This window comes from Paenibacillus sp. FSL R7-0026, from assembly GCF_038004485.1.
Classification (GTDB): Bacteria; Bacillota; Bacilli; order Paenibacillales; family Paenibacillaceae; genus Paenibacillus; species Paenibacillus xylanexedens_A.
Genome location: NZ_JBBORG010000001.1, coordinates 5,898,738 through 5,912,006 on the forward strand (window position 1 = coordinate 5,898,738; position 13,269 = coordinate 5,912,006).

11 protein-coding genes are annotated in these 13,269 nt (G+C 46.3%); all 11 read right to left on the minus strand.

Annotated features, from left to right (window positions below):
- Positions 1–26: 26 nt before the first annotated feature.
- Positions 27–272 carry a carbon storage regulator CsrA gene (gene csrA / locus MKY44_RS25955; protein WP_036612471.1) on the minus strand — a complete coding sequence of 82 codons (246 nt, stop codon included), beginning with the start codon at positions 270–272 and terminating at the stop codon, positions 27–29.
- The gene (locus tag MKY44_RS25960; protein WP_341009170.1) at positions 273–701 is read right to left on the minus strand and encodes a flagellar assembly protein FliW; all 429 of its coding nucleotides are present in this window, start codon (positions 699–701) and stop codon (positions 273–275) included. It lies immediately after the preceding gene.
- A gap of 105 nt (positions 702–806) precedes the next feature.
- Positions 807–1,376 (minus strand): DUF6470 family protein, encoded by a 570-nt coding sequence (locus MKY44_RS25965; protein WP_341009172.1) that lies wholly within the window; start codon positions 1,374–1,376, stop codon positions 807–809.
- Between the two features lie 17 nt (positions 1,377–1,393).
- Positions 1,394–2,314, minus strand: a complete 921-nt coding sequence (flgL, locus tag MKY44_RS25970; RefSeq protein ID WP_341009174.1) for a flagellar hook-associated protein FlgL — start codon at positions 2,312–2,314, stop codon at positions 1,394–1,396.
- Positions 2,315–2,338: 24 nt separating this feature from the next.
- Positions 2,339–3,892 (minus strand): flagellar hook-associated protein FlgK, encoded by a 1,554-nt coding sequence (gene flgK, locus MKY44_RS25975; protein ID WP_341009175.1) that lies wholly within the window; start codon positions 3,890–3,892, stop codon positions 2,339–2,341.
- 19 nt (positions 3,893–3,911) lie between these two features.
- Positions 3,912–4,415 (minus strand): flagellar protein FlgN, encoded by a 504-nt coding sequence (locus MKY44_RS25980; protein WP_076333996.1) that lies wholly within the window; start codon positions 4,413–4,415, stop codon positions 3,912–3,914.
- Between the two features lie 11 nt (positions 4,416–4,426).
- Positions 4,427–4,711: a flagellar biosynthesis anti-sigma factor FlgM gene (flgM, locus tag MKY44_RS25985; protein WP_341009176.1), complete on the minus strand. Its 285-nt coding sequence runs from the start codon at positions 4,709–4,711 to the stop codon at positions 4,427–4,429.
- A gap of 173 nt (positions 4,712–4,884) precedes the next feature.
- The gene (locus tag MKY44_RS25990; protein ID WP_341009178.1) at positions 4,885–5,292 is read right to left on the minus strand and encodes a TIGR03826 family flagellar region protein; all 408 of its coding nucleotides are present in this window, start codon (positions 5,290–5,292) and stop codon (positions 4,885–4,887) included.
- Between the two features lie 150 nt (positions 5,293–5,442).
- A complete protein-coding gene (locus MKY44_RS25995) occupies positions 5,443–9,954 on the minus strand; it encodes a fibronectin type III domain-containing protein (protein ID WP_341009179.1) in 4,512 nt (1,503 codons plus the stop codon).
- A 316-nt stretch (positions 9,955–10,270) separates the two neighbouring features.
- Positions 10,271–11,167, minus strand: coding sequence for a ComF family protein (locus MKY44_RS26000; RefSeq protein ID WP_341009180.1), 897 nt, complete (start codon positions 11,165–11,167; stop codon positions 10,271–10,273).
- 66 nt (positions 11,168–11,233) lie between these two features.
- A complete protein-coding gene (locus MKY44_RS31570; RefSeq protein ID WP_445670665.1) occupies positions 11,234–13,123 on the minus strand; it encodes a helicase-related protein in 1,890 nt (629 codons plus the stop codon).
- Positions 13,124–13,269: the final 146 nt, after the last annotated feature.

The following is a 13,269-nucleotide window of genomic DNA, read 5'->3' on the forward strand; positions in this document are numbered from 1 at the left end:
ACTGTTTATAGCAAATTGGAATATTTTTAATCTTTTTTGATATCTGTGTTTCGCAGACGTTCCATAAAGGCTTCAATATTGGCTGCAAGCGGCGTAGCAGACTCCCTATTAGCCTCTTGTATAGAGGCATATATTTCCTGCCTGAATATATCAATATGCTTGGGTGCGGAGATTCCAATACGTACTGTATCTCCCTCTACAGCGAGTACAGTCACCTCAATCTGATCCTGAATGATAATAGACTCGCCTTTTTTACGTGATAATACCAGCATTTACACTCCACCTTTCACTGATTGGGCATCGTCTTCTGCCCAGATTAGATGGCGTGTATCGTAAGAAGACTGATGGAGCACGACTTGCTTACCTAAATGTTGCTCGGGATTAAGAACTACGGGTGCAAGCAGGTTCATTGTCGATTTATTTGCCTGTGAATGAATGGTGACCATAGAGTATACGGATACTTGCTCTGCAATCTCCAATTCTTCCTTATCTACCACTCCCAATTCAAAACTATAATCCGGTACGAAAGTAAACGGACTTACCAAGAGGAATGCCAGTCCCGGCTCTCTTGTAGATTGCAAATAACTAAAAGGTGTATCTTCCCAAGGAACCAATGCAAACTCGGTTTCCTCTTCAAATCCAGGTAAACCTTTAGGAAATTGATATACATCTTCTGTTTTAACCTCTAATGATCCCCACATGCTTGTCTGAATATGAATAATAAACGCCTCCCTGGCGAAAGTTTTATGCAAAAAGAGCCATAGATGTCTAAGATCAAGACCGTCTATAGCTCTACTTTATAATAACTAGAATCCGATATCTATGGCAGGTGGTGTGTACTGAATCGAGGCATACTGCTTCACATAGATATCAAGCTTGCCCCGATTATACTCAATCTCCGGTCTATTCACAATGACATTCATTTCCGAGACAGCGGGAGTGAAGTTGATATCCGGCGCCTGAGTATAAACACGAGTCTCCACGTTCCCAGAAGAAGCGGGTGTCCGCGTTTCGGGGAATGGTCTCGCCTGCCAGTCTGAGCCAATAATATTTGCAATGGTATTTCCAGGCTTATGAATTGCAGCCAATTCATTACCCTGCTGAACTCGTTCAGCCATATTTTGCAGAAATATCTGTTGAATGCCTGAATAGATCCGTGCATTCATATCAATCATATTGCCGCCCGTGTAAGCAGAAAATGCCTTGCTCTGATCTACACTCAATCTCATTGGGTGACTCTCCACCGTTAGCTTGGCAGGTCTGGTATTCAACTGCACCTCAGCTTTGGGTTGACGAATGGAGAACTGTCCTAGATCAGCATCAATACTTAATAAAGTCGGCGTTGTTCTAATCTGAAGAACGGGAAGAGTACTCAAACGTTAACTCCTCCTTTTTATCTTAAGAAGTCCACCAAAGATGGAGAGATAATTTTGGCACCGGCAGACAAGGAAGCGTTATAGATGTTTTCCTGAATCTTGGATTGCATGGCCAGTTCCGCATAATCCGCATCCTCGACTTTAGATTGCAAATCTGTCAGGTTAATACCGAGATCATCCAAACGTCCCATCATCAGATCAACCCGATTCGTTTTGGCCCCAATCTCAGAACGGATCGCAAGCATCTTGTCGGTACGGCTATCAATATTGTCCAACTGATTGGATAGCTCTTTTTGATTTCCTTCTGTGAGAGCTTTCATGATGTTGTTCACGATGTTGAACAAGTTATCTTCTTCCGTCTCTGTGCCAAACACTTCATTACCACTCACATTAATAGGCAATTGAACACTTTCACCTACGATGAAGTTAATCTTCCCTTTATCCGTCACAACAGAAGTAGCATTCGTTGTATCTAGAGTACCGTCTGGATTAGCCGGGAAATCATAAGGTTTGACATCATATGTCTCGCCATTAAAAATATATTTTCCGTTAAGCTTACTGTTCGAGATATCAATCAGCTGTTCTTTCAGCTGTTTGACCTCTTCGTTAATACTGTCCAGCGCGGACTGAGGATTCGTTCCTGTCGAAGCTTGTACCGTCAACTCGCGCAGGCGCTGTACGGCATTACCCGCCTGATTCATAACCGTATCATTAAACTCAAGCCAGGATATAGCACTGTCTACGTTTTTCTGATATTGATCGTTAGATGAAAGTTCTGCACGATAACGAAGGGAGTAAGTAATCCCTACCGGATCGTCCGAGGGTTTGTTGATCTTGCGACCGGTTGCCAGTTGGGTCTGAGTATTGTTCATTTGCTGTGCGTTTCGATTCAGGTTCAGAAGCAATTGTGAACTGAGCATGTTATTCGTTATTCTCATGGTCTGTTATGTCACTCCCTTCTATTATCTGCCTACTGTACCAGTAGAGTTAATCAACTTATCAAGTAATTCATCGTATGTGGTCATAAATCGAGCAGATGCGTTGTATGCATGCTGGAACTTGATCATATTGGACATCTCTTCATCCAAAGATACGCCACTCACGGATTGGCGACGAGTGTCCACTTGCTCTACCAGGAACTCCGAGTTGGATGTCTGACGAGCCGCTTCCTGAGATTGTACCCCCAGTTGTCCCACAATGGCACTGAATTGTGCACCAATTGTTGCATTGCGTAAACCATCTGCTGATTTCATCGGTGTATCTTTCAGATTCGCCAGCAAAATGGCGAGCGTATTATTACCTTTGATTACAGTCTCTGTACCAGAAGCATCCGATGTACGAAGCGAAGTCGCAATCTTATTCGGATCAGCCAGAATCTCTGCGTTCAATGAAATATTGCCAGCTGTAATGGCTGTACCACCACCCGCTGCTGTAAAGAAAGGAACGCCTGGCGAATTGGTTCCGTCCATACTATATCCAAGTTGGTGCAATCCATTAAGCCCTTTTACTGTAACTTTCAAGTCTGTAGCGAGTGTGCGTGCCGCACCTGTGTATGTAACCCCATCCAGTACAGTATTGTCTGGTAAAACAGAACCCGCAGGAAGAGTTATCTCGATATCTCCATTAGCAAGGGTATTAGCCAAGTCGTCCATTTGTTTCCGGTAATCACTTACCAAGGTATCTCTGGACTTAATCATGCCATGAACTTCACCATTGGTGAGTGTACCCGCAGTATATGCATCATTCAGAAAAGCAGGATCTACCGCGACTTGTACTGCCCCGCCTGTAACGAGTGCCTGTCCATTCATCTGAATCTGATATCCTTGCGGGGAATCCGTAACGGTAACATTCATGATTTTGGACAGCTTGTCCGTCATTAGATCGCGTTGGTCACGCAAATCGTTTGCATTGTCGCCAAGTGACTCAATTTTCACAATGGCACTATTGAGGTTTGCAATGTTACCCAGGTAACCCTGGATCTCATTACTTTTCACAGCGATGTTACTATCCAAATCCTGACTAAGCGCATCCAATTGGCGGCTAATCTGATTCATTGCATCCGTAAGAGCGAGTGTGGTTTCCTTGACAATTCGACGTGCCGTAACGTCCTCAGGGTTTTTACTCAGATCCGACCATGATTTGTAGAAGTTATCCATAACCGTCCGAAAACCGGTATCCGATGGCTCGTTGACAATAGCTTCAAGTTTCTCAAGCGTGTCTCGTTGAATGGACCAACTCCCGAAGTTGGTATTTTCATTGCGATACTGGTCATCCAGAAATTTCTCACGCACACGTGTAATAGAGTCAAATTCTACCCCTGTACCGAGCTGTCCTGGTGTTGTGCTATGCAGAAATGCAAATGGCTCCATTGGAATAGATGCCTGCATGTTTACCTTTTGGCGTGAATAGCCTTCCGTGTTGGCATTGGAAATGTTATGGCCTGTTGTGCTAAGAGCTGTCGTCTGTGTGAACAAACTGCGTTTAGCCGTTTCGATTGAATGAAATGTAGATGTCACCTGGTTTCCCCCTAATTAATCAGGCACGCGTGTCAAACAGACCGATTCGCCCTGGATTGCCGTTCTTATCAGCAGGATGCTGATATGTGGCATCCTGTTCTGGCCGAGAAGCAAAGATATCCATTGAAAGATCAATAAACATCAACGATTGCTCGATCAGCTTTTGATTCAGTTGATTGATTTCCTTTAACTCCTGCAGTGTTCCCGCCAGCTTCTTCTGGACTTCAAGCAATCGCTGTTTGTCAGCCGGATCAAAAATCAGCTTCGAGATCTCCGTAATGTTCAGGTTCAACATGGACTTGATACCACGCTCCTGAAGCAATTCGTGAACTGCGCTCTGCCGTTCAATCTCCAATGGCTCCTGTTGTTTCATAAAACGGGATTCTTTGTTCAGAACGGCAATGAGTTCATCCACATCGTTTTTGACAATGACCTGTCTCTTGACCTCGCTGAGTGCCAGCATATCGCGGTGACTTTGTTCCATTTGCTGCAAAACTGCAATTAATCTATCCAGTGCTGCCATTACGTGATCACCTATTCCTTATCAAAAGACTTAAAATACGGTAGCAATTTGTCAGCAAGCTTGCTGCTGTCTACCTGATACGTTCCCGAACTGACCTGTTCTTTCAGTTCCTGTATCCGCTGAATGCGTCCTGCATCTTGTGTACGCCCTTGTTCCTCAAGCATCTTCATCGCCTCCGGAGAAATGGATACTTCGTCCTTACGGCGGCTCTTCTTGGTATCAGCCTGCTGATTGGATTCAACGTTCCTCTGATATGAATTGATTGCGCCAATTCTACTCGGTTCATTGATTTTCATATGAACTACACTTCCTTCCACGTTAGAATTTTACATTGATATACGTTTTTCTTACTTTATCTTTATGTTATCGAAATGATTAGGATAATAAAAAAAACCGATAATCTTTAATAAGTTTATCGGTACGTTTCAAAACATTTGTTATAGCAAGATCTGTATTTAAGACCTCGTTCCTATGAATCGCGTAGTTTGTCGAGAGCATTGTAGGTTCGTCCGCCTATATTGCCGTTATCCTTCTGACCTACATCACGGGCTGCACTAGCTAAGTCTTTCGTCAAGCGATGACGACAAGAGTCACACATATGACCTTCACGAATCAATGTTCCGCATACTTCACAAGGATACATCATATTCGGGGCATTTTCGATGGAAATCCGTCCCTCACGGATGAACTTGGTAATGGTTTTGATCGAAACATCTGTTGCATCAGATAGTTCCTGTATATTGGTGCCTTTGTTTTCGCGCAAATAATCTACACAGATCTGATATTCCTGTTCCATTTCTTTAATACAATTCGAGCATACATCTCGAAAATTCAACGCATATAATTTACCACAGCGAGGACAATTACCTAGATTCATCGCTAAAACGCCCCTCTCAAACTTCCATTTCCGAATAGATAATAACTATACATTACCTTATTTTCTCTGATGAATCCATAGTCTATTTGCAAAACAAAAGAGGGGAGAAGGATGCACATATACGCAACCTTGCTCCCCAATTTTATATATTTAATTCAATGTTCTAATACTTAGTACAGAAGACCATACGCTTGTGTTCTGATCGTTGAATGCGCGAATGCGATATTTATGCAAACTGGAAGGTAACAAGTCAGAATGAGTAAATGTTGCATCACTGACCGTCGCCATAATTTGCCCATCGGCTTCAATTTCGTAAAACGAAGCCCCCATAACCGCACCCCATGTCAGAATAACGTTTGTTCTGTCGGAAGTCCCCTTCAGCGCAGGTGTAGTTAATTGAGTCATTCCCGTTATCATATCACTCCAAGCTCCTGCACCAGAAGCATTTTTAGCACGAATTCGGAAAGTATGCTCTGTACTTGGGGCAAGTCCGCTCTTCGTATAAGCGACTCCACTCACGGCAACCACTGTACCATCAATCTCCAGATCATACCCTGTAGCTCCAGTTGCAGCAGTCCATCTCAGCGCGATAGCCGCTGTGGTTGCAGAGTTAATACTTAAACCTGAGACACTGGCAGGCAACGTAGTTTGGGACAGTATTGCTGTCCATGCACTTGCATTAGTGTCAGTCAGGACACGTATACGGTACTTATGCGCCGTCCCACCAAGTAATCCATTGTGGATATACAAGGGATCACTCACCGTAGCAACCACTATGCCATCGGCCTCAATCTCATATTTTGTTGCACCCGCAACTTCATTCCATGTCAGCGTAACTGCGGTTTCTTCAGGTACAGCTTTCAGCGTTGTTGGTACATTTAATTGAGTCGAAGCGGTTACGATCTCACTCCAGCTACCCATGCCAGCAGCATTCTTCGCACGAATACGGAAGGTATGATCTGTATTCGCTAGAAGACCACTTTTCGTATAAGCAACTCCACTGACAGAAATTACAGCACCGTCAATTTCCATATCATAAGCGGTAGCACCTGTAACTGGGCTCCATTTCATTGAGATCGCAACAGGTGTAGCGTTATTTAACATGAAACCGTTAACTGCAGCAGGGATGGTACTTTGCGTCAGCACTGCTGTCCATGCACTTGTGTTTTCACCTTTTAAAGCGCGAATTCTATACTTGTGTGCTGTTCCGGGCAATAAACCATCGTGTATATATACTGGCTCACTAACTATGCCAACAATTGTACCATCGACCTCAACTTCATACGCGGTCATATCTTCTACATCCGACCATGATAGATTGATTGTTGTTTCTTCCGATGTTGCCTTTAATACAGGTGTATTCAAAAGAGTCATACCACTGATTAGATCGCTCCAAGCACCTACTCCTGCGGCGTTCTTTGAACGAATACGGAAGGTGTGCTCAGTATTCGCAGCAAGACCACTCTTCGTATAGGACACTCCCGTTACTGGAACAACGGTACCATCAATTTCTAAGTCATACCCCGTTGCCCCAGTTACTGCTGTCCATTTTAGAGTGATACCCACATTCGTAACAGAACTAATATTAAGTCCCGCAACTGAAGCAGGTATCGTACTTTGCGACAGTACAGCAGTCCAAGCACTCGTATTGTTATCCGTTAGAGCACGTATACGATACTTGTGCGCTGTTCCTGGTAACAACCCAATATGTGAATATGCCGGATCACTAACTGCGGCAATCACTGTACCGTCGGCTTCAATTTCATAAGTAGTAGCGTCTACAACCGCTGCCCAAGTTAAATTAATTGTAGTTTCTTCTGATGTTGCTTTTAATACGGGTGTATTCAGTAATGTCTTCCCACCAATCAGATCACTCCAGGCACCTACGCCTGCCGCATTCTTCGAACGAATACGGAAAGTATGGTCTGTATTTGCTGCAAGACCGCTTTTCGTATAGGCTACTCCCGTTACTGGGACAACCGTTCCGTCAATCTCTATATCATATCCCGTCGCTCCAGTTACTGCCGTCCATTTCAATGCAATGGCTACGTTCGTCGCAGAGCTAATATTCAACCCTGTAACCGAAGCCGGTATTGTACTTTGCGTCAACACTGTTGTCCATGCACTCGTATTGATATCCGTAAGAGCACGGATTCGATACTTATGCGCAGTCCCTGGTAACAGATCAACATGTTCATACGCTGGATCACTAATTGTTGCAATTACTGCACCATCGGCTTCAATCTCATAAGTAGTAGCGTCTGCAACAGCTGCCCAAGTTAGGTTAATTGCCGTTTCTTCTGATGTTGCTTTTAATACGGGTGTATTCAATAATGTTGTTCCACTAATCAGATCGCTCCAGGCACCTACTCCTGCGGCGTTCTTCGAACGGATACGGAAGGTATGGTCTGTATTTGCTGCAAGACCGCTCTTCGTATAGGCCACTCCCGTTACTGCGACAACGGTACCGTCGATTTCCAGGTCATACCCCGTCGCTCCAGTAACTGCTATCCATTTCAAGGCAATGGCCACGTTCGTCGCAGAGCTAATATTCAACCCTGTAACCGAAGCAGGTATCGTGCTTTGCGTCAACATTGTTGTCCATGCACTTGTATTGTTTTCTGTCAAAGCACGAATACGATACTTATGTGCCGTTCCAGGCAATAGATCGCTGTGTACAAATGTTAGTTCGCTGGATGTTGTCATAACCGTACCATCGGCTTCAATCTCGTATGTAGTCGCATCTGGTACATCTGCCCAAGTCAGATTGATACTTGTTTCTGCTGAAGTAGCCTTTAATACAGGTGTATTCAACAGTGTCGTTGTACTGAGCGGATCACTCCATTCACCCACACCTGCAGCATTTTTCGAACGAATACGGAAGGTGTGTTCTGTATTTGCTGCAAGGTTACTCTTTGTGTAGGCTACGCCAGTGACAGGTACAATTGCACCGTCAATCTCCAAATCATACCCTGTCGCCCCTGTCACTGCTGTCCATTTCAGACCAACAGCTGCATTAGTGACCGAATTTATAGTGAGATTCGAAACAGGACCAGGGAGTGTACTTTGGGACAAAATTGCAGTCCATGCACTTGTATTGGTATCATTCAAAGCTCGTACACGATATTTATGAAGTGTCCCTGGTGATAGATCAGAGTGTGTATAAGCTGGATCTATAACAATTCCTATATTAACTCCATCAGCTTCCACCTCATAAGAGGTAGCCCCCTCAATTGCAGGCCATACCAAAATCATCTCTTCTTGCGATGAAATTGCTTTAAGAACCGGCGTACTTAAAAGTGTCGAAACAGTTAGCATATCAGTCCACTTACCTACGCCGCCTGCATTTTTAGATCTCAATCGAAATGTGTGCTCGGTATTGGGCGTAAGAGCCGTCTTGCTGTACGTTGTACCAGAGACCGGAACGATGATCCCATCAACCTCCAGATCATATCCACTAGAACCTTTAATTGCAGTCCAACTTAAAGAGATTTTATTGAATGTATTTTCTGTAATCTTCAAACCACTGGCTGAGTCTGGCACAACAAGTTGCGTAGCCATTCTACTCCAGTTGCTCTCATTATCTGAAGATACTGCTTTTAATGCATAGGTATGACTGGAATTGGCCTCCAAACCAACGTGTTCGTAATTCGTTACATTACCTAGATCAATCGGGGCTTCACCATCAATCTGAAGTTGATAACCATCGGCATAATTAATTGCAGCCCACTCTATTATATTTTTCCCTTGCTCAGAGCTCGTGGAGATCACAGGTTCGTTAAGCAGTGTTTTGATATTAAAGACACTACTCCATTCACTTTTTCCTATCGAATTTATAGCACGTATTTTGTAAGAGTAAATTTTGTTAGGAATAAGTACAGCATCATCGAAGCTGGTACCATAATAAGGCCCCATTAAAATACCATCACGCTCAATTTCATACTGTACAGCTTCCTGTGCATGATCCCAGCGAATATGCGTCGTGTTTTCACTTGAGTTACCCGTTATATTCGAAGGCACAGAGGGTACATTATTAATCGGTAACGGATTTACCTCCTGTTTGGTAAAAGAAGCGGGTTCAGCTTTACGTGTATAGTACGGATTAAGTTCAGAGTAAAAATCTACAACTTCTCCCGTATCTGCGTTTACAACCAAACTCAACTGTCTGATATCATAATCATATACATCAATCGGCGTCAGTTGACCTAGCACATTATAGTGTGTGATCTCCCATTGTCCGACTTGGTTATAGGGTTGTCTGTACGTCATCTCAGTAGCAATTTCACGCACTTTGCTCAGATCAATTAAAAAAGCATTGTCGATCTGTCCAGAATATTTGGATGTATACGATCCAAAGCTTATGTTGGTAATATCACTTGTGAAACCCAGGATAGACTGCATTCTGGTGAACGAATATCCCGTTGATGAAATATTGTAGGATCTCGCCCAACTCAGTTTAACTGATTTTTGGTTCACCTCTAATTGGCCGTTGTTGTTGGTCATTACATATTGGTAATCATTACTTGATGAGACTATCCCGCTTCCTACTGCTGCATATGCCCGGTTCCCCCCGTACACGCCAAACTGTCCGAATACCAGCATGAATACTAGTAGACGGACAGTCCATAAGTAAAATCCGTTTTTTCTTTTTCCTGCGACCACTTTTGTTCTCCCCTTCAACAGATATGTTGTGCCACTCCCTATGCTGTCACCTGTGGTGAACGGCAAAACTATCTATTCTGTGCAAGAATATCAATTCCTCTTTTTTACATGTAAAAAATTTCTTATTGCGCTTTCATTTATAATTTCATCAAACAACTATATTTCAAACGGAATAAATACGAAGACAGTAATTCGCAATTATGAAATTACTAATACGAGAACGCATTTTCCTATCTATTAAAAGATGAAGCGTAGGTTGTATATGCAGGGAGACCTGAAGAATATTAAACAGTAGCTCAATATACTGATTTGCCGATTAGGATCTTGCCAGTGTCAGCGTGTAAATTTCAACCGGAATCTCCATGGAATAACCAGCATTTAAGATAACCCGCCCACAAGCGTCCAAGGTACTGCCTGTTGTGTATATATCATCGATTAGCAGTATCTGTAAGGGTTTGGCATGTGTCATGCCCATATGTGTTGGCAGATGAGATCCCCTGTATAGCTCTTCAATTAACTTCATGCCATCCGGGTTGATGGAAAAAGCATTCTTCATCGTTTCAATACGCTCACCGCGTGATTTGAAGCTTTGTTTGGTGGTGTTGATCTGGCGTTGCAACAGATCAAAGATGGGTAAGCGGCAGGCGGTGGCGAGCCCAGCAGCCAGCCGCTCCGCCTGATTGAAGCCGCGCTCGGCCAGACGCTCGCTGCTCACCGGGACATAGGTGACCGCGTCAGGCCGCCATTGCGGCTTCCTTTGTTGAGCAAGTGTGGCGGGATGAGCCACGGGGGCTGGGGGTTCTTTTGCCAAAGCAGAATTTCGTTCTTCGCTCATCGCTTGAAAGGCTTGAATCAACAGGGCGGTTAGGAGCGGCGCGTATCTTTCATGGCCTCTGAATTTGTACATTCCAATCCATTCTCTCATAAGAGCGTTGTACTGTACGGCGCTGCGGTTGGAGATAAAAGAACGGTTTTGCATGTGTGGACGAGCACAGTCCGGACATCCGACACCTCGACCACAACGCAGGCAGCGGATGGAACGGATCCATGGAATCTGCTTCACACAACGTTGGCATATGCCTGAATAAGTTGAAGACAGAATCGCTCGAGTGCCACATGTCAGACAAGTCGCTCCCGGTGGGGCGAGCAGGTGATGAAGACATTGGGTCAGGTGCTGTGCATGATCGGTTATGTTGCTGAGCCAGGTGAACATGGATGAGTAAACCTCCAGTCTTGGGAATGTAATGTGAAATGTGGAACCGAACTTGGCAGCTGACAATTATGTCTGGGATGGTGAGTGCAGGTAGCCTTTGCGACGAGCGATGGTGTTCATGTTCCGGATCTGCACAACGGCCTTAACCTGAGAACGCGTCCGACGAGATGATGCAAAAACCACTCTACCCGCCGGGTCATCCATGGAACGCCCTGCTCTACCCGCCATCTGAACCAGTGAAGCTTCATCAAAGAGACCATTGTCTGCATCCAATATAAAAACATCGCTGCGCGGAATGGTCACGCCACGCTCCAGGATTGTGGTGGTTACGAGCAGACGAATGGTACGTTCACGAAATGCTGTAACTTTGCTAGCACGATCAGGGTCCTGAGATGAAGTTCCTTCGATATGGATTCCGGGAAAGGTACGACGCATCAGATTCACAAACGCCTCAATTTGGGCAATACGTGTCACAAACACAAATACCTGGGCGTCACGCTCCAATGAAATTTGGATGTTAGTCTTCAAGGCAGAAGGAAGATTTCGTTTCTTAATACATTCAGCAACGGTTATCATCTTGATCAAGCGCGGGACAGGTAAAGGATGACGGTGAAAACGTACCGGGACTTTGGCATGGGCGAGCACCCCCTTCGCCGCTTCTCTCTGCAGCCAAGCAGGCGGTGTAGCAGACAGATAGACGAAATTCCCCTCCGGTTTACAGGAGGATGCCGCCGCGTGAGCGAGCATGGGATCGTTGTGATAAGGGAACGCATCCAGTTCGTCGATGATAACGAGATCAAACCCCTGATAAAAACGCATCAGTTGATGTGTGGTCGCGAGCGTAAGATGAGCGTCTTTCCAGCGTTCGTCACTGCCTCCGTAAAGGGTAGCGAGCGAGGTGTCTGGAAAAGCTTTGGCTAGACGCGGAGCTAGTTCCAGCACCACATCCCTGCGCGGCGTAGCAACCAGTGCTCGTCCGCCACGATCCAGTGTATGTTGGAGCAGTGGGAATATCATCTCGGTCTTGCCGGCCCCCGTCACGGCCCACAGCAAGAACCGCCCTGGCCCATCCCCTGCGGGTGGCCGGGCTAAAAACGCAAGCGCCGCGGCTGCTGCCGCGCTCTGCGCTGCGCTTAGCCCCCACCGGGCGAGCCCGCCGCCGGTGGGGGCCAAGGCCGTGCCACGCGGTGCTTCGCCGCGTACTGGCACGGCCTCTTGCGCTGCACTGCGTAGCAGCAGCGCACAAGCACGGCTGCGCCCCAGCGCGAGGCAAGCCTCGCAGTAGGCGCACGCCGCCAGGCCGCAGGCAGCGCAGGGCACGCGCTGCCTGGCTTCGCTGCCACAACGGTGGCAGCGGGGCGCGCTCCGCGCGCGTCCAAGCCACGCGTGCCGACGGCGCGTGGCAGGCCCTTCGAGGGCGGCTGTGACACTCAGCCGCCCGTGCAAGCGCGCGAGCTGCGCAGCCGCGCGCCATTCCCTTGGCGGCTGGGCGGTATCCGCCAGCAACGCCTCCGCCTCGGCCGCCAGTAATTGGCGGCCGCTGATCCGCTCAGCCAGCAGGGCCGCGTCCCGCTCCAGCTGAGCCCACTGCCCGGCGGGATACGGCTCTGGCATCCCGCCTACCTGAATGCGACGCGCAGCGGCACTCCCCGCTTTGCCTGCTATACCTTTTCTGGCCTCTGTTTCCCCCGAGGCCAATTCATACACATCCAGCTTCCGCGCAAGATAGTTCTGCCATTCGCGCTGGCCCCACTGATCCATACCTCGCTCCATCCCAAAATGTTCAACCAACCAGGATGCCTGACTTAACGGTAACGCCTTGTCTAACAGCAACCAGCGCAGCACATGTCGCCCACTTCCTCCCTCTAGCCACCAAACCACATCCACTCGAATATCGAGTGATAACATCATGTTCCACCCTTCCCCTACACGGCACATATACAAAGCAACCTTCATTTACTCTCCTCCCCCCATCGTACTTTCTCCTGAACGCAAAAAAAGCACATGCCAATCCGGCTGTTCGCCGGCGCATGTGCTTCATGTCCATATTATGATTAATCTACTTATTACTATACCAATTGAATCTTTACATCACAAGGTTA